The sequence below is a fragment of the Microbacterium sp. NPDC078814 genome, from assembly GCF_040702645.1.
Classification (GTDB): domain Bacteria; phylum Actinomycetota; class Actinomycetes; order Actinomycetales; family Microbacteriaceae; genus Microbacterium.
This window is the reverse complement of the sequence record NZ_JBFBLT010000004.1, coordinates 325,361-348,420: the sequence shown is the minus strand read 5'-3', so window position 1 is coordinate 348,420 and position 23,060 is coordinate 325,361. Positions and strand designations below refer to the sequence as shown.

At 73.3% G+C, this 23,060-nt stretch carries 20 protein-coding genes; 11 read left to right on the top strand and 9 right to left on the bottom strand.

The annotated features are described in order from the left end of the window. Window positions 1–115: 115 nt before the first annotated feature. Window positions 116–1,105 (top strand): UDP-glucose 4-epimerase GalE, encoded by a 990-nt coding sequence (galE, locus tag AB0300_RS10470; RefSeq protein WP_366215953.1) that lies wholly within the window; start codon window positions 116–118, stop codon window positions 1,103–1,105. Window positions 1,106–1,115: 10 nt separating this feature from the next. Here galE and AB0300_RS10465 read toward each other — a convergent pair whose 3' ends face one another. Both AB0300_RS10465 and AB0300_RS10460 read right to left on the bottom strand, forming a co-directional pair. Continuing rightward, window positions 1,116–2,414, bottom strand: a complete 1,299-nt coding sequence (locus tag AB0300_RS10465; RefSeq protein WP_231729425.1) for an O-antigen ligase family protein — start codon at window positions 2,412–2,414, stop codon at window positions 1,116–1,118. After that, window positions 2,411–3,826, bottom strand: a complete 1,416-nt coding sequence (locus tag AB0300_RS10460) for an O-antigen ligase family protein (RefSeq protein ID WP_249521539.1) — start codon at window positions 3,824–3,826, stop codon at window positions 2,411–2,413. Before AB0300_RS10460 ends, AB0300_RS10465 begins: the two co-directional genes overlap by 4 nt. A gap of 68 nt (window positions 3,827–3,894) precedes the next feature. Between AB0300_RS10460 and manA the strand changes: the two genes are divergently transcribed. The 4 genes from manA to AB0300_RS10440 all read left to right on the top strand — a co-directional run bounded on the left by manA (window position 3,895) and on the right by AB0300_RS10440 (window position 10,012). Next, window positions 3,895–5,022 (top strand): mannose-6-phosphate isomerase, class I, encoded by a 1,128-nt coding sequence (manA, locus tag AB0300_RS10455; RefSeq protein WP_303708235.1) that lies wholly within the window; start codon window positions 3,895–3,897, stop codon window positions 5,020–5,022. 154 nt (window positions 5,023–5,176) lie between these two features. Next, window positions 5,177–5,494 (top strand): WhiB family transcriptional regulator, encoded by a 318-nt coding sequence (locus AB0300_RS10450; protein ID WP_025103032.1) that lies wholly within the window; start codon window positions 5,177–5,179, stop codon window positions 5,492–5,494. Window positions 5,495–5,576: 82 nt separating this feature from the next. Next, window positions 5,577–8,633, top strand: coding sequence for a glycosyltransferase (locus AB0300_RS10445; protein ID WP_025103033.1), 3,057 nt, complete (start codon window positions 5,577–5,579; stop codon window positions 8,631–8,633). Continuing rightward, window positions 8,630–10,012 carry a DUF5719 family protein gene (locus tag AB0300_RS10440; RefSeq protein ID WP_085607147.1) on the top strand — a complete coding sequence of 461 codons (1,383 nt, stop codon included), beginning with the start codon at window positions 8,630–8,632 and terminating at the stop codon, window positions 10,010–10,012. The genes AB0300_RS10445 and AB0300_RS10440 overlap by 4 nt, the downstream gene beginning before the upstream one ends. A gap of 18 nt (window positions 10,013–10,030) precedes the next feature. On the opposite strand, the gene AB0300_RS10435 is transcribed toward AB0300_RS10440, so the two are convergent. Further along, window positions 10,031–10,456, bottom strand: coding sequence for a hypothetical protein (locus tag AB0300_RS10435; protein WP_249521541.1), 426 nt, complete (start codon window positions 10,454–10,456; stop codon window positions 10,031–10,033). A 77-nt stretch (window positions 10,457–10,533) separates the two neighbouring features. Between AB0300_RS10435 and AB0300_RS10430 the strand changes: the two genes are divergently transcribed. Beyond that, window positions 10,534–10,740 carry a DUF3499 family protein gene (locus tag AB0300_RS10430; protein WP_025103036.1) on the top strand — a complete coding sequence of 69 codons (207 nt, stop codon included), beginning with the start codon at window positions 10,534–10,536 and terminating at the stop codon, window positions 10,738–10,740. A gap of 43 nt (window positions 10,741–10,783) precedes the next feature. Here AB0300_RS10430 and AB0300_RS10425 read toward each other — a convergent pair whose 3' ends face one another. Beyond that, the gene (locus AB0300_RS10425) at window positions 10,784–11,593 is read right to left on the bottom strand and encodes an RDD family protein (RefSeq protein ID WP_025103037.1); all 810 of its coding nucleotides are present in this window, start codon (window positions 11,591–11,593) and stop codon (window positions 10,784–10,786) included. A 16-nt stretch (window positions 11,594–11,609) separates the two neighbouring features. On the opposite strand from AB0300_RS10425, the gene AB0300_RS10420 reads away from it, so the two are divergent. Further along, window positions 11,610–12,602, top strand: a complete 993-nt coding sequence (locus tag AB0300_RS10420) for a stage II sporulation protein M (RefSeq protein WP_249521542.1) — start codon at window positions 11,610–11,612, stop codon at window positions 12,600–12,602. A gap of 18 nt (window positions 12,603–12,620) precedes the next feature. On the opposite strand, the gene AB0300_RS10415 is transcribed toward AB0300_RS10420, so the two are convergent. From AB0300_RS10415 to AB0300_RS10395, 5 genes are all read right to left on the bottom strand, one after another. Continuing rightward, window positions 12,621–13,928, bottom strand: coding sequence for a DUF58 domain-containing protein (locus tag AB0300_RS10415; protein ID WP_025103039.1), 1,308 nt, complete (start codon window positions 13,926–13,928; stop codon window positions 12,621–12,623). After that, window positions 13,929–14,852: a MoxR family ATPase gene (locus AB0300_RS10410; protein ID WP_231729611.1), complete on the bottom strand. Its 924-nt coding sequence runs from the start codon at window positions 14,850–14,852 to the stop codon at window positions 13,929–13,931. It abuts the gene before it with no gap. A gap of 97 nt (window positions 14,853–14,949) precedes the next feature. Then, the gene (locus tag AB0300_RS10405) at window positions 14,950–16,137 is read right to left on the bottom strand and encodes a DUF4350 domain-containing protein (RefSeq protein ID WP_303708230.1); all 1,188 of its coding nucleotides are present in this window, start codon (window positions 16,135–16,137) and stop codon (window positions 14,950–14,952) included. Then, on the bottom strand, window positions 16,134–16,805 hold the full coding sequence (locus AB0300_RS10400) for a DUF4129 domain-containing protein (RefSeq protein WP_085607153.1): 672 nt from the start codon (window positions 16,803–16,805) through the stop codon (window positions 16,134–16,136). The genes AB0300_RS10405 and AB0300_RS10400 overlap by 4 nt, the downstream gene beginning before the upstream one ends. Beyond that, entirely contained in the window at window positions 16,772–18,121 is a 1,350-nt protein-coding gene (locus tag AB0300_RS10395) for a hypothetical protein (protein ID WP_366215952.1), read from the bottom strand. The genes AB0300_RS10400 and AB0300_RS10395 overlap by 34 nt, the downstream gene beginning before the upstream one ends. A gap of 95 nt (window positions 18,122–18,216) precedes the next feature. Between AB0300_RS10395 and mtrA the strand changes: the two genes are divergently transcribed. The 4 genes from mtrA (at window position 18,217) to AB0300_RS10375 (ending at window position 23,038) form a co-directional block, all read left to right on the top strand. Then, window positions 18,217–18,897 (top strand): MtrAB system response regulator MtrA, encoded by a 681-nt coding sequence (gene mtrA / locus AB0300_RS10390; RefSeq protein WP_025103044.1) that lies wholly within the window; start codon window positions 18,217–18,219, stop codon window positions 18,895–18,897. Between the two features lie 7 nt (window positions 18,898–18,904). After that, entirely contained in the window at window positions 18,905–20,584 is a 1,680-nt protein-coding gene (mtrB, locus tag AB0300_RS10385) for an MtrAB system histidine kinase MtrB (RefSeq protein ID WP_025103045.1), read from the top strand. Next, window positions 20,581–22,299: an LpqB family beta-propeller domain-containing protein gene (locus AB0300_RS10380; protein ID WP_366215951.1), complete on the top strand. Its 1,719-nt coding sequence runs from the start codon at window positions 20,581–20,583 to the stop codon at window positions 22,297–22,299. Before mtrB ends, AB0300_RS10380 begins: the two co-directional genes overlap by 4 nt. Before the next feature lie 91 nt (window positions 22,300–22,390). Beyond that, complete coding sequence (locus tag AB0300_RS10375; protein ID WP_085607161.1) at window positions 22,391–23,038, top strand: phosphoribosyltransferase family protein; 648 nt, start codon at window positions 22,391–22,393, stop codon at window positions 23,036–23,038. The last annotated feature ends 22 nt before the right edge of the window (window positions 23,039–23,060 follow it).

The following is a 23,060-nucleotide window of genomic DNA, read 5'->3' as shown; positions in this document are numbered from 1 at the left end:
TCGACGAGCAGTGAGTAGCCTACCGTTGGTCTCCTTCGGATCTGCCCGTTGGTCTCCTTCGGATCTGCGGAGAGCCCCGCCTGCGCGCACGACGCGCCTGGCTAGACTGACCGCGATGAAGGTACTGATCACCGGCGGGGCCGGCTACATCGGATCGACCGTGGCGACCGCGTGCCTGGAGGCCGGGATCGAGGTCGTGCTGCTGGACGACCTGTCCACGGGCCTCGCCGCTTTCGGCGCGGGGCGCGACCTGTACGTGGGCGACATCGCCGACGCCGCGGTGCTCGATCGGCTGCTGGGCGACCATCCGGACATCGACGCGGTCGTGCACTGCGCCGCGCGTGTCGTCGTGCCGGAGTCCGTGGCGGACCCCCTCGGCTACTACGACACCAACGTCGGCCGGTCGATCGTCCTGTTCCGTCGTCTCCGCGACGCCGGCATCCACCGCATCGTCTTCAGCTCGTCGGCCTCGATCTACGCGGGGGAGACGGGGGACGGGGTCGACGAGAGCGGCCGCATCGCTCCCTCCAGCCCGTACGCCACCACCAAGGCCATGGTCGAGCAGATCCTCGCCGATGCCGCGGCCGCGGGCGACTTCCGCGCCATCGCTCTCCGCTACTTCAATCCGATCGGCGCCGACCCCCAGCTGCGCACCGGCCTGCAGAACCCCCGGCCGACCCATGCGCTCGGGAAGATCATGCAGGCGCGGGCGGCCGGCGAGCCCTTCACGATCACCGGGACGGACTGGCCGACCAGGGACGGCTCGGGCCTGCGCGACTACGTGCACGTCTGGGACCTCGCGCTGGCGCACGTCGCCGCGGTGACGCGGTTCGACGAGGTCGCCACGCCCACCGGGCCCTACCGGGTGATCAACCTCGGCACCGGCGACGGGGTCACCGTCCGTGAGCTCGTGCAGGCGTTCGAGCGGGTGACCGGCGCCCCGCTGCCGGTCGTCGAGACGGAGCGGCGGCCGGGGGACCAGGCCGGCGCCTTCGCGGTCGTGGAGCGCGCGCGCGACGTGCTGGGCTGGCGCGCGGAGCGCTCCGTCGACGACGGCGTGCGCGACGCGCTGGCCTGGGCCGAGAAGCTCCCGACGGTCCGCTGAGCCCGACGCCTCACTCCTGCGGGCGCAGCGTCGGGATGGCGCCCGTATGGGCGGCGTCGATGTTCTCCCGCCACGACCGGGACTGTCCGGCCCGCAGGGCGCACAGCACGAGCATGAACCAGCCGGCGTCCACGAGCGTGAAGCTCTCGAACATCGAGTCGACCGCCAGGGTGACCAGCGTGATCGGCGTCCACGCGTAGACGACCGAGCGGCGCACGCTCGCGACCAGCCACGAGCGGATCAGCGCGATGCCGCCGAGCAGGAGGAAGAGCACCAGACCCGCGGCGCCGAGCTGCAGCAGCACGTCGAAGAACGCGTTCAGCGCGCTCTGGTGGCGGTCATCGAGCTGGAAGTTGATGAACGTGAACGGGTATTCTCCACGCGCCCAGTCGCCGAACCACCCCCACCCGGTGATCGGCTTGACCGCGACGAAGTCCAGGATCATGTTCCACAGCTCCGCGCGCATGGAGAAGTCCGACCCGGCGTCGAGGAGGGCGATGATCTGGTGGCGCAACGCGAACGCCACCGTGAGGGCGAGCGCGACGAGCACCCCCAGGGCCCACTGCACGACGTTGCGACGCGCCGGCGGGGTGTGGCGGACGATGGTGAGGGCGACCGTGACCACCCCGACCGCGCCGGCGAGCACCAGCACGGTGGGCGACGCGGACAGGAACGCGAGGCCGCCGGCGAGGGCGACAGAGCCGACGGCGAGGGGCGGGTCGACCGACTGCGTGCGCCATTCGATCACGAACGTGATGAGGGCGAGCACGGCGATGAAGCCGAGCATGTTGCGACTGCCGAACAGGCCCTGGATGGGTCCGCCGGCCGCGAGGTTGCCCTGGATGCCGAGGAACGCGAAGGGGAGGTCGAGGAGGATCCCGGACAGGATCTCGACCCCGAGCGAGATGCCGAGGAGCACGCGGAGGGTGTCGCCCAGCGCCCGCACGGTCTGCAGGGTGTCGCGGACGTGCCCGATGGTGATGGCGAGGAAGGCGTAGCCGAAGAGCGACAGCCAGCCCAGGATCGTGTCGGAGCGGTCGGTCGTCCACAGCAGGCTCACGAGCGCCCACGCCAGGAACGCCAGCAGCGAGGACGGCGCGATCCGCAGCGCGGACAGCTCCTCCCGCCGCACCCACAGGATCGCCGCGCCGAGCAGGCAGAGCGCGGTGATGACGGTGGCGAGCGTGACCGCCGACGTCATCCGCTCGATCGCGAACGAGCCGAACACCGCCAGCAGCGCCGCGAGCGTGAACGCCCTGGCCATCTCCGCCGAGCCGAGGAGGCGGGCGAGGCGATGCCCCGTCGTCACGGCACCCGCCGCGGCGTCGCGCCGCGCTCGAAGACGAGGTCCCGTTCGCCGACGCCGACCAGCGGCACCGACTTGAGCTTGAAGGACAGGAGCACCAGGAGCAGCCAGCCCCACAGCATGATCGGGGTGGACTCCGTGAGCCCCTGCACCAGCAGCACGACGGTGAACAGGCTGGGCAGCAGCGTCAGCGGAGAGTAGGGGCGATGCGCGTCGAGATCCCATCGCGGCCGGTCGACGGCGAAGAACCAGGAGCGCCAGAGCAGGCTGCCGTACGCGACGGCCATCAGCACGAGGCCGACGATGCCGAGCTGCAGCAGCACGTCCAACCACATGTTGTGGGCGTGGAAGACGGTGATGCCGTGGTCGACGATCCAGCCGTCGAATGCCGGGTCGGTGGGCACCCAGGGGCTCGAGAACCCGTTGCCGATCACGGGGCGCTCCGCGACGCGCTCCAGGACCTTCTCCCAGATCTTGCTCGACCGGCCGGTCAGATCCGCGCTGCGGCCGAGCAGGCCGAGCAGCGGTTCGCGCAGCAGCCAGAGCACGAGGGCGCCCACGGCGGTCGACCCGATCGCGATGACGTAGATCCGGGTGCGCGCGCCCGGTGAGGCGGCGCGCCGCATGAGCAGGGCGACGAGGAGCACGACGGCGGCGGCCCCGGCGCACGCGAGGGCGGTGGCCGACGCCGTGCGGAACAGGAAGTACGCGGCCAGCAGCATCCACAGCGCGAGCGTCGTGCGCCAGCGGGACCTCGCCGCGAACAGCACGCCGAAGGTGATGAGGGCGAAGAGCGACACGATGCCGAGCAGGTTCGCGTTGCCGAGGATGCCCTGGATGCGCCCTCCGTCGAAGAGGTTGTCGCGGACCCAGTACCACTGCGGGTCGATCTTCCCCGGCGGGAGGTCGACGAAGTTCGGCAGCAGCGGGCCGTGCAGGACGAGCGAGACCCAGAGCTCGAGGGCGAGGGACAGCCCCAGGATCCACTTGAACGCGGAGGACAGGGCGCGGACGATCTCGTGCCACGTGAGCACGTGCGCGATGAAGAGGCCGTTCACGGTGACCGCGGCGAACAGGACCCCCGTCGCCACGGTCGGCACACGCCACTGCGACCAGACGACGGAGAGGAGGGCGAGGGCCGCGTAGCCGAGGGCCGCCCACGGCAGCCGGCGCCAGCGGAACGGCTGCGGACGGTTCCGGGCGAGCATCGGGATCCCGATCGCCAGCGTGGCCGCGGTGAAGAGCGCGAGCGTGATCGCCGCGCCGACCTCTCCCAGCAGGTTGTAGACCGCGGAGTGGGCGAACGCCACGAAGAGGACGGCGATCACGTACCCGCGCAGCAGGAGGTGCCCCGTGGATTCGCGCTCGGGCGCGGTGGGCGGGGCGGCCACCGGGTGCTTGGTGTACTGGGCCATTGCGACTCAGGCTACCTCGACGGGCCCGGATCCGACCCGTCCGTCGCCCCGGGCTCTACGCTGGGGGCATGCTGCGCAGCCTCACGAACGTGCCCCGCGACTACGCCTGGGGGTCGCCGTCGCTCCTCGCCGAACTCGAAGGGCGCGAGCCGTCCGGGGCGCCGGAGGCCGAGGTGTGGTTCGGCGACCACCCGGGCGACCCCGCCGACCTCGACGGCGGAGGGACGCTGGACGAGGTGACGGGTGGCACGCTGCCCTACCTGCTGAAGCTGCTCGCGGCCGCGCGGCCGCTGTCGATCCAGGTGCACCCGACGAAGGAGCAGGCGAGGGCCGGCTGGGCGCGGGAGAGCGCCCTGCCGCTCGACGACCCGCGACGCAACTACCGCGACGACAACCACAAGCCGGAGCTCCTCGTCGCCCTCAGCGAGCGCTTCGAATCGCTCAGCGGTCTGCGTCCGGTCGCCGACACCCTGCGTCTCCTCGACGCCCTCGACGACGTCCCGGGGGTCCGGTCCCTGCGCGAGCGGCTCATGGGCGCGGCGGACCCGCTCGGAGACGCGATCGGGTGGCTGCTCGGGGGAGAGGCGCAGGCCGCGGTGGACGAGGTCATCGCCGCCGTCCGCCGTGCCGCGGACGGACCCGCGGGTCAGGAGCACCCGTCGCTGCGCGCCGTCGCCGCCATCGCCGAGACCTCGCCCGGAGATCCGGGGGTCGTGGTCGCTCTGCTCATGAACCATCTCGTGCTGCGTCGCGGCGAGGGCGTCTTCCTGCGGGCGGGCCTGCTGCACGCGTACCTCTCCGGTCTCGGCGTGGAGATCATGGCGGCCAGCGACAACGTGCTCCGCGGCGGCCTGACGCCCAAGCGCATCGACGTGCCGGAGCTGCTCGCGATCCTGGACACCACGCCCGGCGAGGTGCCGGTGCTGCGGCCGGAGGGCGACGAGGCCGTGACGACGTACTCCGTGCCGGTGCCGGACTTCGCCCTCCGCCGGGTGCGCCTCGACGGTGAGCCGATCGCCGTGGAGGTGGACGGCCCGACGATGGTGCTGGCCACCGGCGGTGCGGTCCGCGTGGCCACGGAGTCGGGAGCGGACATCGCGCTCCGGGTCGGTGCGGTCGCCTTCGCCGATGCCGAGGAGCGCCGCCTGACGCTCTCGGGCACGGGGGAGGCCTTCGTGGCCACCCCCGGGCACTGATCCGCGCGGGCGCGACACGCCGAGAGACGTCCATGAACCTTCAAGAATCGCTTGAGGGTTTACGATCCGCGACTTGACCGGAGCGAATGACACGGGTGTAATTAGGTGAGCACGGCCCGCCAGGGGGGCGGTTTTTGAAGGGTTGGAGGTCGAGATGACGGGATACCGTTCCGATGTGCCGGAGAACTGGTTCGTCGATCCGGTCAACCTCGGTGTCCCCGGGGTCCGCCGGTCCGACCCGGACGACGACAACGCGCTCGCGTGGCAGAGCGACGCCCTGTGCTCGCAGACCGACCCCGAGGCCTTCTTCCCGGAGAAGGGCGGCTCCACGCGCGACGCCAAGCGCATCTGCACCTCGTGCGACGTGCGTGGCGAGTGCCTCGAGTACGCGCTGGCCAACGACGAGCGCTTCGGCATCTGGGGCGGCCTCTCCGAGCGCGAGCGTCGCAAGCTCAAGCGCCGCGCCAGCTGACGCCTCTCCGCCGCGCGGCTTCGTGGGCGCGCCGGGAGCGGTGCGCTACCCGGCGTGACAGCGCGCATAGGCTGACCACGTCATGCCAGCCCGAGTTCATGCCCTCATCGTCGCGCGCCCCGGCCCCTCCGCACGCGCCCAGCTTCTCCGCACGCTCGACGCCGTGCGCGCCCAGACCGTCCCGCCCGCGGCCGTCACGCTGATCATGTGCGGCGACGCCGCCACCGCTCGGGAGAGCGAAGCGGTCGCCGCCACGGTCGAGGGCATCATCGAGGCGCGGCCCTCGACGTCCTTCGCAGAGGCCATCGACCTGGCGCGCCCCCGCATCCTCGACGGCTCCGCGATCTGGATCCTCGCGCAGGACACCGCGCCGCACCCGCGCGCCCTGGAGCGCCTCACCGGCATGCTGGAGCGCTCGCCGTCCGCCGCGATCGTCGCGCCGAAGCTCGTCGCCACCGACAACGACCGCGAGATCGTGTCCCTGGGTGTGAGCATGACCACCTTCGGCCGCGCGGTGGAGCTCGCGGCGGGGGAGCTGGATCAGGGCCAGCACGATCGGATGGACGACGCTCTCGGCGCCGACATCCGCGGCCTGCTCATCCGCGGCGAGGTGCGCGAGGCCCTGCGCCCCGACCCCGCCCTGGCCGGCGCGGACGAGGGTCTCGATCTCGGCGTGCGCGCTCGGCTCGGAGGCGGTCGGGTCGTGCTCGCCCCGGCGGCGCGGGTCTCCGCCGCTCCGGACGGTCCGGCGGCACTGCCGACAGGACGATCCCGCCGTGCCTTCGTCACCCGTCTCGCGCAACTGCATCGGCGTCTCGCTTACGCCCCGGCGGCCGCAGTCCCCCTGCACTGGCTGACCTTCCTGCCCCTCGCGCTCTGGCGCTCCCTCGCCCATCTCGTCGGCAAGCGGCCGGAGGCGGTGTTCCCGGAGTGGGGAGCCGCCCTCACCGCCATGCTCCGGTTCGGGGCCGTCGCCCGATCGCGGGCTCGGATCCGGTCCTTCCGCTCCTCCACCTGGGCGAGCATCGCCCCGCTGCGGGTCACGCCGTCGCAGTTGCGACGCCGGCTCGACGACGGGCACGGCAGCGAGCACGGAGCCGTCAGCGAGCTCCGCTTCTTCTCCGGCGGCGGGGCGTGGGCGGTCCTGGCCGCTCTCGTGGTGAGCATCGCCTCCTTCACCAGCCTCCTCGCCTGGCCGGCGCTGGGCGGGGGCGGCCTGCTTCCGCTGCGGGAGACGGTCGGCGCGCTGTGGCGGGACGCGGCCTGGGGGATGCGCGGGGTCGGTCTCGACGTCGTCGGCCCCGCCGATCCGTTCGCCGCCGTCGTCGCCCTGCTCGGCTCGCTGTGGCCCGGTGCGCCCTCCTTCGCGGTGGTCCTGCTGTGGATCCTCGCGCTTCCCCTCGCCGTCCTCGGCGGGTGGTTCGCCGCCACCCGGGTCACCGATCGTGCCGGTCTGCGCATCTTCGCCGGTATCGCGTGGGCCCTCGCGCCGACCTTCCTCACCGCGCTCGTCGACGGCCGACCGGCCGCGGTCCTCGTGCATCTGCTGCTGCCGTGGCTGTTCCACTCCGCGGTCGTCGCACACCGCTCCTGGGGCGCCGCCGGCAGCGCGTCCCTGCTCCTCGCAGCCGTCGTGGCGTGCGCACCGGTGCTCGCGCCGGCGCTCGCCGTGCTGTGGGTCGTGGCGCTCGGGATCGTGCTCGGCACCGCGCAGTTCCGCGGCGCCGGCCGCCTCCTCTGGCTGCCCCTGCCCACGGCTGCCCTGTTTGCGCCGCTGATCTTCTGGCAGCTCGCCCACGGCACCCCCCTGGGCCTGTTCGCGGACCCCGGGCTGACCTGGCTCGGGCCGCAGGCCGCGGCCGATGCCGCCGGGCGTCTCGCCCTCGCCACCGGGTTCCCGACCGAGGATCTCGCCGGCTGGGCGACGGTCGTCCCCGGCACCTGGGCGGCACTGCTGTGCGCTCCGCTCGCGCTGCTCGCCCTCGGGTCCGCCGTGTCCCCGCGGTGGCGCGCCGGCATCACTCTCCTGGTCGTCGCCCTGACCGGCCTGGCGACCGCGTTCCTCGCCGTGGGCGTCAGCGTCGCCTTCACGCAGGGCACCGCCGTCCCGATCTGGCCGGGCACCGGATTGAGCCTCGCGTGGATCGGCGTGGTCGGCGCCGCGACGGTCACCCTGGACACGGCCTTCCCGCTGCCTCGGCTCCGCGTCGCCGCGACGGGTGTGGCGGCTCTCGCACTCGTCGCCTGCGCCGTACCTGCCCTCACCGCGCTCCACACCGATCGATCCGCGCTGACCAACGGTCCCGAATCGACGCTTCCGGCGTACGTGCGCGCACAGGCGGCCGGAGACCAGCCTGTCGCGACCCTCATCCTCACGCCGCAGAACGACGGCGGGCTCGCCGTCGAGGTCGTCCACGGCGCCAGTGAGACCCTGGGCGCACAGACGACGATGCTCTCGACCGCGGTCGAGCCCCAGGGCGACGACGTCTCCACCCTCGCGGTGGACCTCATCTCGGCCCGCGACTTCGACGCGCCCTCGGAACTGCTCGACCGGGGGATCAGCTACGTGCTCCTCGCGGCGGTGGACGATGAGGGGGATCGGGCCCGGTCGCTGCGGACCGCGTCCGTGGCGGCCATCGACCAGCGCGCCGGTCTCATGCAGGCCGGGTCCACCGACCGCGGCGTCCTGTGGCGTCTCGAGGGGGAGCCCGCCGCGCCCGCCGAGCTGAGCGGGAGCGCGGAGGGCACGGCGCGCCTCGTCGTGACCGTCCAGCTGCTGGTCGTCCTCGCCGCCCTGCTGCTGTCCATCCCGACCCGTGCGTCGCGGCGCGCCGCGCGGGCGCGGTCCCGCATCGTCGGCCGAGCGCCCGAGGAGCCGCTGGTGCTCCCGCGGCACGCCGAGGATCGCGAGCCGGAGACCGTGGACGAGCCCCCGGTGGGTGCCGTGGAGGACCCGCAGGACGAACCGGCTCTCCGCGACGAGGCCCTTGCCCCGATCGCGGACGCCGAACCAGGGGACGACGGCGCGGATCCGCCGCAGGCGGCGGATGAGGACGACACCACGGGTGCTCCCGACGCGCACGGCGGCCCGGTCGCCGCACGCCAGGACGACGCCCGCACGGCGGAGGAGGACCGATGACCGGCACGCGCGCATTCCGAGTCGTCGCCACGAGCGCGCGCCTCGCCACCGGCGTCGTGGTCGCGGCGGCGTGCGTCGTCGGGGTGGTCGCGGCGGTGCACGCCCCGTGGCCCACCGTGACCCATGAGCCCGCACAGGAACAGGTGACGCCGCTTCCCGGGGACAGCGTCCTGCTGTGCTCCGGCGACTTCCGCGCCCTCGGTCGGAACACGGCGGCGCCGCTGGAGATGCGCGCCGCGGGCACGCCACGGGTGACCGCGGGAGGCACGTCGGGTGCACCGACGTCGTCCGGGCTCGCCGCCCCTGACCTCGTGGACGGCGACGACGTCCCCGTGCTCACCGGCGCGGTGGAGGGCCGGTCGGCGCCGCTGATCGCCGGAGCGGAGTCGGTGAGGCTCGCCGCCGACGACCTCGCGGGCCTCGCGGCCTCGCCCTGCGGCGTGCCGCGCCTGGAGTCGTGGTTGATCGGCGGGTCCGTCGGCACCGGTGCGGAGGACGTCGTCCTGCTCGCGAACGCCTCCGATGTCGCGGCGACCGTGACGCTCGCCGTCTACGGGACCGCTCGGGGCGGCCGCACGGTGATCGTGCCGCCGCGCACGCAGACCGCCCTTCCGCTGACCTCCGTCGCGGCGGGCAACGACGTGCCCGTCGTCAAGGTCAGCGCCGTCGGAGCCCCCGTGCGTGCTGTGCTGCAGTCCGCCCTGATGCGGGTGCTCGACCCCGTGGGCGCGGACCAGCAGGAGGCGGTCGCCGGCCCGCAGCAGCACCTCGTCCTCCCGGGGGTGCAGGCCTTCGAGACCGAGGGCGACCAGGGCGACATGACCGTTCTCCGCCTGCTCGCCCCCGGAGCGGACGCCACGGCGCGCGTGCGGGTCACGGGGCAGAGCGGTGCCGCCGGACTCGACGAGTTCGTCGTGCCGCTCACCGCGGACGAGCCGACGCAGGTGTCGCTGAGCGGACTGGAGCCCGGGACCTACACCGTGGAGATCGATGCGGACGCACCGGTCGTCGCCGGAGTCCGGCAGCAGGACGGCTTCGGGGCGGACTCCGACTTCGCCTGGGTGACGCCCGCACCGCAGATCGACACCGAGGTGGCCTTCGCGGTCCCCGCGGGGCCGAGCCCGAAGCTGCAGCTGGCCAACCCCGCGGACGAGGAGGTCACGGTCACCCTCCGCACGATCGAGGGAGACGCTCCGCAGGAGATCACCGTTCCGGCCGGCGGCACCCGCGCGGTCGAGGTCCGCGCCGATCGGTCCTACCTGCTCCAGCCGGCGGGGCCGGTGCACGCGGCGGTGACGCTGACGGGAGCCGGGGCGCTGGCGGTCCTGCCGGTCCCCGCGCCCGCCGGGGTGGAGAGCTCGATCACCGTCTATCCCTGAGCAGGGCGGGCGGCGCGTTCAGTGATCGTGCCCCAGGTCCCACGGCTCGCGGCCGACGTATTCGGCCGCGGCACGGAAGACGGCGCTCTCGATCGCCAGCCGGCGATGGGTGGCGTCGTCGTGGCCGGGGGGAAGGAGGCGCTCGATCGGGATGCGGAAAAGCACGATCCTCCGCCGGTCCCGGTCCAGGTGCCAGCGGGGCACCTCGCCGTCGGCCTCGGCGCTCGGCAGCGCACCGATCTCGAAGCGGACGTCCTGGAGCTCCGGCCACGTGCCGCGGAGGAACTCGACGGCGGTCCCGACGGTGAGGTCGAAGCGGTCGATGCGCCCGTCCAGCGGGGCGAGCGGGGGCTTCACGACCTCGCTGCGGCCGAGCCGTCCGTGCCGGCCGTGTCGCGCGCCGCGACGGACACCGGAGACGGAGGCGGATCGACGACGGGGCATGCCGAAAGTCTAGGCGCTGCGTACCCGCCCGGCGCGGCACCGCCGCCCGCGCGGCCGGGAGCCGTACGCTGACGGTGATGGACGGACGACTGTGCTCGAAGGTCGGCTGCGCGCGAGAGGCCGTGGCCACCCTCACATATGACTACGGCGACCAGATGGCCGCGCTCGGCCCGCTCGGCGCGGCCAACGACCCGCAGGCGCACGATCTGTGCGCGCCGCATGCCGATCGGCTGTCGGTTCCCGCGGGCTGGCTGGTCGTGCGTCACGAGGCCCTCCGCGCCTGACCGAAGACCGCCGCTCGAGGAGAACCACGGGTGCGGGCCGCCCTCAGACGCCCAGGCGCCGCCCGGTGAGCTTCTCCGCCCGACGGTCGGCGTTCTCCAGCGCCCGCCGCTCCCGCTCCCGCCGCAGCACGGTGACGCCGACCAGGACGAGCTCCGCGGGCGCGGCCGGCACGGGGGAGACGTACGGTGTCGCCTCGGCCAGCAGATCGGCCGCCACGCGCTCGCGCGCCGCCGGGAGCATGCGCGGGGCGCTCACGAGGAACTGCGAGATGCGGCGGGCGAGGCGGTCGGGGAGACGGGCCACGTCGGCGACCTGCGCCCACCCCGCCAGCGCGGGAGGCAGGACGGGAGCCGGGGTGAAGAGCTTCGGCGTGCGCACCCGCTGGCTGTAGGTCCCGGCGACGAGGTCGCCCAGCCGCTGGGATCGCGCCGTGAAGGCGCCGACCAGGACCGCGAGGCCGCCGAAGGTGAGGTAGATCTCCAGCACACCGAGCAGGGCGCGGATGAACGCATGCCGGAACCCCGCCGCGCCGCCGTCCATCCGCACGATCCGCCCGCCGACCGCGAGCTTGCCGAGGCTGCGGCCCTTGAGGGCCACCTCCATCGTGATCGGCAGGACGACGAAGCTGACGACGAGGGAGGCCACGAGGGCGATGCGATCCGTGGCCGGGTCGAGCACGCCGATGTCGAGGAGCCAGAGGCGCAGGAAGATCGATCCGACGAAGACGGCGTAGCCCAGCAGCATGTCGATCACGGCCCCCGCCGCCCGGAGGAGGAACCCCACGGGCTGCACGTCGATCGCGACCGCCTCTCCGGAGAGCACCTCGTCGGAGACGTCGATCTGCGCGGACATGAGTACAGTAAATCAGGTGGATGCCGATGCCCTCGCCGATGCGCGCCGGTCCGAATGGGAGCGGTTGGACGCCCTGAGCCGGGCTCGTCTCGACGGCGCCGGCGTCGACGAGCTCATCGTGCGCTATCGCGCCGCCTCGGCCGACCTCGCGGAGCTGAAGACCTCCGTCGGCGAGTCGCCGCAGGGCGCCTACCTCTCCACGATCCTCGTGCGCGCGCGACTCCGTCTCACCGGCGCCGCGGACAGCATCCTCACCCAGACGGCGCGCTTCTTCCGGCTGCAGCTGCCGGCGGCGCTGTACCGGCTGCGATGGACGACCCTCGTCATCGCTCTCGCCTTCGTGGCCGTCGCCGTCGGGACCGCCGCCTGGATCGCGAGCGATCCCGCCCTCGTCGCCACCCTCGGTCCGCCCGACGCCCTCCAGCAGTATGCCGACGAGAGCTTCACCGGGTACTACACGGAGAACCCCGCCGCGGTGTTCATGGGCATGGTCTGGACGAACAACGCCTGGATCGCGATGCAATGCGTGCTGTTCGGCGTGACCGGGATCTGGCCCGTCTACATGCTCGTGCAGAACGCCCTGGGCCTCGGCACGTCCGGAGCCGTGATGGCGATCCACGACAAGGCCGACCTCATGGTCCTCTACATCCTGCCGCACGGCATGCTGGAGATGACCTGCATCTTCGTCGCCGCGGCCGCCGGCCTGCACATGTTCTGGGCGTGGGTGGTGCCCGGCCCCCGCACGCGCGGTGAAGCGCTCGCCACGGAGGGCAGGGCGCTGGCCACGGTCGCCCTCGGACTCGTGTTCGCGCTCTTCCTCTCCGGACTCGTGGAGGGCTTCGTCACCGGCTGGGCGCTGCCCTGGCCGGTCAAGATCGGCATCGGGGCGGCGGCGCTCGCGGTGTTCCTCATCTACATGCTCGTCGTGGGCCGCCGGGCGCACCTGCGGGGCGAGACCGGCGATCTCGTGGAGTACGAGTCGGGCACGCCACGGCTCGTCGCGGGCTGACGCCTCCGCGGACCGCGGTCAGAGCCGTCCCGCCGCCTTGAGCTCGAGGTAGCGGTCGGCGATCCGGGGCGGCAGATCCTCCGGGTCGGCGGCGATGGCCTCCCCGCCCGCCCGGCGGATCGCGTCCGCGACGTTCTCGGCGTCGCGAAGCGTGCGCTCGGCGGCGGCGGCGAGGTAGACCTCCTCGCGGGACCCCCGGGCACGGGCGAGCGCGGCGATGCCGTCATCGGTCACCGACCCGACGAGCACCGTGGTGGCCCGGGAGGCATCGGGGAAGGCCCCGAGGAAGCCCCGGGCGGACTCGGCCGCGTCCTGAGCGGTGAGCACGACGATGAGGGAGGGGCGGGTCGTCAGGGTGCGCACCGCCGCGAAGGCCGCGTGCCAGTCCGTGTCGACGAGACGGGCGTGCACCGGGGCCATGGCGTCGGTCAGCGCGGGCAGGAGCCCGGTGCCGTCCACGCCGGTGACCCGCGCCCGGGTGACACGGTCGTGCATGAGCAGGTGCACGTGATCACCGGCGCGGGAGGCGAGCGCGGAGAGCAGCAGGGCCGCCTCCAGCGCGGCGTCGAGTCTCGTGCCGTCGCCCACGCGTGCGGCCGCCGTCCGTCCGGTGTCGACGATGAGGACGACGTGCCGATCACGCTCCGGGCGCCAGGTGCGGAGCATCGTGGTGCCCGCGCGTGCCGTCGCCCGCCAGTCGATCGAGCGCACATCGTCGCCGCGCACGTACTCGCGCAGAGAGTCGAACTCCGTGCCCTGGCCGCGTACCTGGATGCTCGTGTTCCCGTCGAGCTCGCGCAGGCGCGCGAGCCGCGACGGCAGGTGCTTGCGCGAGGAGAACGCCGGCAGCACGCGGATCGCGCCGCGGACGGGGTGCCGCGCCTGGCGGCCGGCGAGGCCCAGCGGGCCGCGGGAGCGGAGCACGACGAAGGCGCTGACCAGCTCGCCGCGGCGTCGCGGACGGAGCGGGATGTCCACGCGCCGGCGCTCGCCAGGCGGGATGCGCAGGTGCTGTCGCGACTCCGGCGCGCCGGCGGTGGGCTGCCAGGCGTCGCGGAGGAGGACGTCGAGCAGTCGGGCCCCCCGGTTCTCCACCGCCACGCTGACCGGGATCTGCTCGCCGAGACGCGCACGCGCCGGGACGCGCCGGGTGACGGTCGCCGCGCGGGGGTCACCCGCGAAGACGAGATCGACCACGACGAGGAGCACGCAGAGCCCGATCCATCCGCCCAGCACGGCGTACGGCGGGTACCCCGCCAGTCCCGCGAGGACCAGCGGCACGATGCCGACGGCGAGGGCGACGGCGAGGCGGCCCGTGACGAACACCTAGATCGGCACCCGGGTCTGCTGGACCACCGACGTCAGCACGGCGTCGGCGGACACGCCCTCCATCTGGGCGTCGGGGCGGAGCTGCAGGCGATGCCGCCACACCGGGACGAGCATCGTCTGGACGTGGTCCGGGGTCACGGCGGTGGAGGCGTTGAGCCACGCCCATGCCTTCGCCGCGGCGAGCAGGCCGGTCGAGGCCCGGGGACTGGCGCCGAGCTCGACGGAGGGGGACTGCCGGGTCGCGCGGGCGAGGTCGACCACGTAGCCCAGGACATCGTCCGTCACGTCGACCCGCGCAGCCGCCTGCTGCGCGGCACGGATCTCGTCGGCGCCGATCACCGCCTCGACGCCGGTGAGCTCCCGCGGGGAGAAGCCCTGGGCGTGGCGTCGCAGCACGGACACCTCCGCGTCCCGCTCCGGCATGCCCACGACGAGCTTCATCAGGAAGCGGTCGAGCTGCGCCTCCGGCAGCGAGTACGTCCCCTCGTGCTCGATGGGGTTCTGCGTCGCCGCGACGAGGAAGGGATCGGGCAGCGCGCGGCTGACGCCGTCCGCGGAGACCTGGCGTTCCTCCATCGCCTCCAGGAGCGCCGCCTGGGTCTTGGGAGGCGTGCGGTTGATCTCGTCCGCGAGCAGGATGTGCGTGAACACCGGTCCGGCGCGGAAGTCGAACTCCCCGGTCCTGGCGTCGTACACGAGGGATCCCGTGACGTCGCCCGGCATCAGGTCGGGGGTGAACTGGACCCTCTTGGTGTCGAGCCCCAGAGCCCGCGCGAACGAGCGCACCACGAGGGTCTTCGCCACTCCGGGCACCCCCTCGAGCAGGACGTGGCCGCGGGCCAGGAGCGAGACGAGCAGGCCGGTGACCGTACCGGCCTGGCCGACCACCGCCTTGTCGACCTCGGTGCGGACGCGGTGCATGGCCTGGCGCAGCGCGGCGTCGTCGGCGGGACTGTTCTCGTCGGTCACGGGGTCTCCTCGGCTTCGGTCGGGAAAAGGATGCGGGGTGGGCAGGTGCTCATGCGTCGCTCCGTGGGGTCTGCGCGCTCGTCTCCACGGCGGTCTCCAGCTCGTCGAGGCGTCGGGCGAGGGTGACCAGTGCCGCGTCGTCGGTGGGCGGCGGTCCCGCCAGCAGGCTCTGCAGCGTGCCGCGCGGGATCCGCAGCCGGTCGGCGGCGGCGTCCGCCACCTCGTCCGCACTCGCGTGCACGGCCAGGCCCAGCCGCCGCGCCAACCGCCGACGGGTTCCCTCTCGGAGCGCCTCGGCCGCGTGCGGGGCGTCGGCCGCCCTCGCCGTCAGACGGGCGCGTCCGTGCATCGTCTCCGAGGCGCGCACGGTGACCGGCAGGGTCTCGGCGACGAGCGGACCGAATCGTCGGCCCCGGGCCACGGCCACGGCCAGGCCCGCGGTGAGCAGCAGCAGGATCGCCGGGGTGACCCAGTCCGGGGTGAGGGTGCCGAGCGTATCGGGGGTCGCGCCCTGGATGTCGGTGTCCTCGTAGGACGGCACGTACCAGACCACGCGCGCGGTCTGTCCGAGCAGGGCGAGACCGAGCGCGGCGTTGCCGTCCTCGGCGAGGGTCGCATTGCTGAAGAGCTTGACGCCCTCGACGACGGCTCGGTGTCCGTCACGGTCGTCCACGAGCACGGCGGCCGCATCGCCGTCGGCGAAGCAGCCGGTGACACCGTCGGCGGGGGAGAAGAGTCGATCGGGACGGATGTCGCCGACCTCGGCGAACGCGGGCACGGCGCACGCGGCCGGCCGGGGGGCCGCCGAGCCGGAGGCGTTCTCGCCGATCGCCAGCTCGGAGAGGAGGTGCGTGCCGGTGGAGAGGAAGACCACACGGTCGGCCGGGGCGAGCAGATCCGCCAGAGCCTCGTCGGAGAGCGTGTAGGGGTTGGTCAGGGCGAGCGTGCTGTCCTCGTCGAGGGCGGCCGCGGCTGCCGCCCGGGAGCGGACGACCTCGACCTCGACGCCCTGATCCCGGAGGAGCTCGGCGAGCGCCAGGGCGCCGGTGTCGGACCGGCTCTCCGGGTCGAGCGCGCCCCGCGCACCGGGACCGGTCGCGGCGAGCTGCGAAGCCGCGAGGGCCACGGCGATCACGAGCACCGCGACGAGGACCCATCCCCACAGGGACGCGGTGCGACGCTTCGGCCGCTCCGCGGTGGTGTCGACGGCCTCGTCGGGAGGGGCGGTCGTCGTCATGCCGGCACCGCCTCTGGGCGGTGGGCGCGGAGCCGCTCGTCGGTCGCGGCGAGGTGGCGGTAGTCGTCTTCGGCGGCGGGATGGCGCAGGTACCGCACATCGTCGAAGGACGCGGCGGCGCGGCGCAGGGACTCGGCCTCCTCGGCGAACACCGCGCTCGCGGACCGGGCGATCGACTGCGCGGTCGCGCCGGGTGCCGGATCGATGAGATCGCGCTCGAGCAGGCTGCGGGCGATGGCCCGATAGCGCAGCACGACAGCCGTGTCCCAGTCGTTCTGCCGTGCGCTGCGCTCGGCATCGGCGCGGAGCTGCGCGGCGCTGCGATCGTCGGCGGCGCCGAGCAGGTCGCCCTGGGGGCGGCGGATCGCTCGCGACCGTCGGGGGCGTCCCCAGACGAGCAGAGCGGTGACCAGGGCCGCCGCGATGAGCACCGTGACGACGATGAGCGCGGTGGGGCCGACGTTCGCGCCGTTGTCCCCGCTGAAGAGGTCGCCGAGGAAGCGCATCACGTCGCGCGCGAACAGATCGAACCAGGTGGGCTTCGCGTCCGCGTACCGCGGGTTGGACAGCTCCTCCTCGGCCCAGCGTCGTGCCTCCTCCCCGTCCGGGACGAAGACGTCGTCGAAGCGCCGCATCATGGCTGCGGGGAGCTGCCCGGAGCCGTCCATCCGCCTCCCGCATCGGCATCGGCGGGGGGCGAGGCCGGGGGTGCCGGCGCGGGTGGGGGCGGCGGGGCGAAGGAGGGAGGCGCCGTCTGCGCACCCGGCGCCGGATATCCGGGAGCCCCGTATCCGGGAGCCCCGTATCCGGGAGCCCCGTATCCGGGCGCGCCGTACCCGGGGGCGCCGTATCCGGGGGCGCCGTACGCCTGCGTCATCATGACGTGCTCCGGCACCTGACGCGGCGGGGGAGCGCTGGTGACGGCCCGCGAGGGATCGACCGCGAAGGGATCGCCGAGCTGATCCTCGGGGACGCCGAGGTCGCGGCGCTCGACATGGGAGAGGAGGGCCTGGTCGAGACCCTCATAGCGCATCCGGCAGTCGAGGTAGACGAGCACGCCGCCGGTGCTCTGCACGACGATGGCGATCGCCTGCAGGATCAGCAGGAGAACCTGCGGGGCGAGGAGGGCGAAGACGTACCCGACCACCGCGCTCGGCTCACTGGCGCCGGTGGGCGCGATGACGGTGCCGAGGAACGAGGAGAGCATGGCGGTCGGGAAGCTGACCACCTGCATCGCCAGGCCCATGATCAGGCTGATGAGGAAGGTCACGCCGAATGCGACCCAGAAGCGGCCGCGGGTCAGGCGCCAGGACCGCACGAACGCCTCCCGGAACCGGGCGCGCTCCAGCACGAGGATCGACGGGACGAGCAGCAGCTTGGTCGACAGCCACACCGTGAGCGGGATCGCGGCCAGGCCCAGGAGGACCACGACGAGCACGACGATGCCGATCATCTCCGGGGTGCCGCCGAGGCCGCCGGCGATGAGCGCGCCGATGACGCCCGCGACGATGGCGAGGCCGCCGAAGAGGGCGAGCACCGAGAGGGAGGCGAATCCCGCGAGCCGCCAGAACGCCGGGGCCATCCGGCGCCACAGCATGCGCAGCGTGGCCTTGACGCCGACCGTGGCGTAGCCGACCTCGGCGGCCACGACGCCCTGCATGATCGCGGTGAACGCGATGGACGCGAGCCCGACGAGGAGCCCGGCGAGGAGGTTGATGGCGATCGTGCCGGCGAACACGGCCTCGAAGTCGGGGGAGGAGGGGGCGACCGTCTCCAACCGGGAGAACGTCGTGAACAGGACGACGCCCATCACCCCGGCCGTGGCGATGACCACGATGAGCTGGATGACGACGGCGAACCCGAACAGGACCTTGGGGTTGTGCCGCAGCGCCGCGAAGGCCTTGCCCAGCAGCATGCCGAACGTCAGCGGGTGAAGGGGGATGATGCCCTTCCGGGGAGCTGGGGTCCACGTCTGGCCGCTCACGGGCCTCCCTCCGTCGTGCGCTCCCATCGTGTCATATCCTCGCGCTGAGGCGCAGACCTGCGGAGGGCGGGACTCGGTGCCATAAGGTAACAGTTATGACCTCACGCATCCTTGTGGTCGACGACGACACCGCGCTCGCCGAGATGATCGGCATCGTGCTGCGCACGGAGGGATTCGAGCCGGTGTTCTGCGCGGACGGCGCGCGCGCCGTCGACGAGTGGCGCGCGCAGCGTCCCGACCTGGTGCTCCTCGACCTGATGCTCCCCGGTATGGACGGCATCGAGATCTGCACGCGGATCCGCGCCGAGTCGGGGGTGCCGATCATCATGCTGACGGCACGCAGCGACACGGCCGACGTGGTGCGCGGTCTCGAGGTCGGCGCCGACGACTACATGGTCAAGCCGTTCAATCCCAAGGAGCTCGTGGCCCGCATCCGCACCCGGCTGCGGCCGACACCGCAGGCCTCCAGCGAGCAGCTGCGGATCGGCGACCTCACCGTCGACGTGGACGCGCACGAGGTGCGCCGCGGGACGACGCCGATCGCCCTCACGCCGCTGGAGTTCCAGCTCCTCGTGGCCCTCGCCTCCAAGCCGCAGCAGGTGTTCTCCCGCGAGATGCTCCTCGAGCAGGTCTGGGGCTACCACTACAAGGCCGACACCCGGCTCGTGAACGTGCACGTGCAGCGCCTGCGGGCGAAGGTCGAGCTCGACCCGGACAACCCCAAGATCGTCATGACGGTCCGCGGCGTGGGCTACCGCGCCGGCAGCGTCACCTAGAGACCCCATGGCCGCGACGACAGCGACCACGGCCGTCGCCGTCCTCCGCGACTGGCGCGGCTGGCCGGACGTGCTGGCGGCGCTGTGGCGACGGTCGCTCCGGTTCCGCACCCTCGCGATCACCCTGGTCGCCACGTCGCTGGCGATCTTCATCACCTGCGTCACGATGGCTCTCGTCATCCAGAACGACCTCTTCGTGTCGCGGAAGAACGTCGCGCTGGAGGATGCCCGGCGGGCGGTGGACCAGGCGCAGTCGCTCCTGGACGTGGCGGAGGTGGGCGACGACCCCGCGGCGCTGACCGATCTGTGGAACGGCATCCCGGACACCCTCTCGCGCACGTCGAGTGCCGACCAGCTCGCCGGCTTCAAGATCCAGGACGGTTCAGGGACGGTCCGGCTCAACGGCTTCACCGCCGGGCTGACGCCGGATCTGCTGAGCCCCGAGCTGCAGGCCCGGGTCCGCGAGTTCGACGACCGGCAGGCCTGGCAGTCCGTCGCCCTTCCCACGGAGGATGGCGGCGTGGTGCCGGGCATCGTCGTGGGGCAGCAGCTCCAGGTGCCGCAGGCCGGATCCTTCGAGATCTACTTCGCCTACGACCTCGCCGACGCCGACCAGACCCTCGTCTTCGTCCAACGCACCCTGTGGATCGCCGGGATCGGGCTGGTGGCCATCGTCGCGGCCATCTCCTGGATCGTGCTGCGGACCGTGTCGACCCCGATCGTCCAGGCGGCGGAGACGAGCGCGCGGCTCGCGGCGGGCGATCTCGGTGTGCGGCTGGAGGTGCACGGCGAGGACGAGCTCGCGACCCTCGGCCGCTCCTTCAATGCGATGGCCGACAGCATCGAGGCGCAGATCAAGGAGCTCGGCGAGCTGTCCATGGTGCAGCAGCGCTTCGTGTCCGATGTCTCGCACGAGCTCAGGACCCCGCTGACGACGATCCGCCTCGCCGCCGACATGCTCAACGACCAGCGTGACGAGTTCGATCCCACGACCGCACGCACCGCCGAGCTCCTGCACGCGCAGGTGCAGCGGTTCGACACGCTGCTGGCCGACCTGCTGGAGATCAGTCGCTACGACGCGGGGTCCGTGCAGCTCGAGCTGGAGGCCACGAGTCTCGCGCAGCTCGCGGAGGACGTGATCGAGCAGATGCGGCCGCTCGCGGAAGGGCACGGCACGGAGATCCGTCTCGTGGCACCCGGCGGCTACTCGCCGGTCGACATGGACCCGCGCCGCGTGCGGCGGGTGCTGCGCAACCTCATCGGCAACGCGATCGAGCACGGCGAGGGACGCCCGGTCGTCGTCACGGTGGACAGCAACCAGCACGCGGTGGCGGCCGGCGTCCGGGACTTCGGGCTGGGCATGGACCCCGGAGACGCGGAGCGGGTGTTCGACAGATTCTGGCGGGCGGACCCGTCGCGTCAGCGCACGATCGGCGGCACCGGGCTCGGGCTGTCGATCGCCCTCGGCGACGCCACCCTCCACGGCGGGACCCTGGCGGTCTGGTCCGAGCTCGGCGTCGGCTCCCACTTCGTCCTCACCGTCCCCCGCCACGACCGGGTGCTCGACGGACCCAGTCCGATCCCGGTGGAGCCGCAGGAGCCCCTCGCCGAGCTCGGTGATGCCACGCAGCCGATCTCCATCGCCGAGACGTACTCTGATCTCCTCGACGGGAAGGACCAGTCATGAGCACGCGCGCGTCACGTCGCCTCCTCCGCGCCGCTGCCGTGGCGGTCGTGGCCCTGCTGCTGCCGGCCTGCGCGGGGCTGCCGACGAGCGGAGACGTGGCGGTCGGCCTCGAGCTCGGGGAGTCGCCGGACGACGTCGACGTCCTCCCCGTCGCCTCCGGACCGATCGCGGGTGCGGGGCCGGAGGAGATCGTGGAGGGCTTCCTCGAGGCGGGCATCACGACCTCGGACAACTGGGCCACGGCGCGCGAGTTCCTGGCGCCGTCGCTGCAGCGGAGCTGGCGCCCGTCGGCGGGCGTCTCCATCGACGCCGGAGCGGAGGCGCGGACCCTGACCTCGAACGTCGCCGATGACCAGGTCGAGGACGCCGACGAGGCCGAGGTGCAGGTACTGCTCGAGCTGGTCGCGAGCGTGGACGACTCCGGGGCGTACAGCGGTGCCCCCGGCGATTCGAGCATCCCGTTCGCCCTGGCCCGGGGCGAGGACGGCGAGTGGCGCATCACCCAGGCGCCGGACGGCGTCGTGATCGACGAGGCGCGGTTCCCCAACGTCTTCGAGGGGTACTCGCTGCAGTGGTTCGATGCAGGCTGGTCGCGGCTGGTCCCGGACATACGGTGGTTCCCCCGCCGTCAGAGCCCGGCGACCACGGTGACCCAGGCGCTCGTCGCCGGAACCCCGGCGGAGTGGCTCGATCCGGCGGTCCAGACGGCCTTCCCCGCCGACGTGCAGCTGGCGCAGGACGCGGTGCTGATCACGGCGCAGGTCGCCGAGGTGTCGCTGACCCGTCCCGCGGCTGGTCTCGACCGGACGACCCTGGCGCGCATGCGCACCCAGCTGCAGGCCACGTTGAGGGCCGCCGGCGTGAACGTCACCCAGGTGCGCTTCAGCGTCGACGGGAGGGCTCTCGACGCGGGGGTCGTCGAGCTCGCCGACTCCACGCCGGAACCGGGGACGCTGGTGCTGAAAGACGGCGTGTTCGGGCGCATCGTCGGCGACGAGATCGCGTCGATCCCCGCCATCAGCCCGCAGATCCAGTCCGTGTCGCAGCCGATCGAGGCGATCGACGTCGCCGCGGACGATGCGAGTGCCGCGCTCCAGCTCGACGACGGCCATGTGTACCTCGTGGGCAAGAGCTCGCGCGACGAGCTGGATGCTCGTCCGGGCCTGGTGCATCCGTCCCTCGACCCCTACGGCTACGTGTGGTCGGTCCCCGCGGGCGCGCCGCAGGCCGTGCAGGCCGTCGGTCCGGACGTGGTCCCCCACAAGGTCGCCGGTGCCTGGCCGAGCGCCTCCTCCATCTCCGACCTGCGGGTGGCGGCGGACGGCGCCCGCGTGGCGGCGGTGATCGTGGTCGGCGGCCAGCGCTGGCTCGCGGTCGCGTCGGTGGTGCGGGACGGGTCCGGTGTGCCGACGGACCTCGGCGAGATGCGCCCGCTGCTCCAGCTCACCGAGGCGTCGACGGGACTCGCCTGGCTGGGTCCGGATCGCCTGGCCGTCCTGACCGATTCGTCCACCCCGCGGCTCCTGGTGCAGCCGGTCGGCGGTCCCGGGTCGGCGGAGACCGCACCCAGCGACGCCGCCTCGGTCGCCGGCGCCCGCACTCCCGCGGGCGTGCGCATCCTCGATGCCGATGGTCAGCTGTTCGCTCACGCCGGCTCGGCGTGGCGCGAGGTCACGGAGGGCGTCGCGATCCTCGCCACCCGCGCCGGGGAGTGACCACTCCTGCACAGCGGCGGATGACGTCCGTCCGCCCCCACCTCGTCCCCTTCGTGGCCCGCGCGGCGGCTCCGGGCGACAGGATGCCCGCATGGGGATCACGACACGGACGCACGCGCTCCTCGCCGAGATCGGCGCCCTGCTGCTCGCCGCGCGGTGCGCCGGGTGCGAGCGTCCGGGGACGCTGCTCTGCGACGACTGCCGGAACGCGCTCGATCCGTCGCCGCGCGAGGTGCGCACGCCGGCGGGCCTGCGGGTCCGAGCCGCGCTCGCTCTGGAGGGTCCCGCAGCGTCCTGCATCCGGCGGATGAAGGGGGAGGGCGACACGCTCCTGGCCCGGCCGCTCGGCGCCGCGCTCGCCGCTGTCCTGACGCCCGTCCTCGTCCCCGGGGTCTGGGTGGTCCCGGTGCCGACCTCGCGCGCCGCGTTCCGTCGTCGGGGTACCCGCGTTCCGGAGCTCCTCGTCCGGCGCGCCGGAGCCGATCCGCAGCGCGTCCTGACCCTCACGCGCCGGGTGCGCGACCAGCGCGAGCTGGCTGCCCCGGACCGCGCCGCGAACGTCCGCGGGGCGATGATCTCGCGGCGCCGGGGACTCGGGGCCCCGGCGGTGGTCGTGGACGACGTGGTCACGACGGGAGCCACGCTCGACGAGGCGGTCCGGGCGCTCGTCGCCGCCGGGTTCGTGGTCGTCGGGGCCGTCGCGCTCGCCGCCACGCCGAAGTCGCCGGAATCCGGATGAGGTTCATCGAAGACTCACCGGA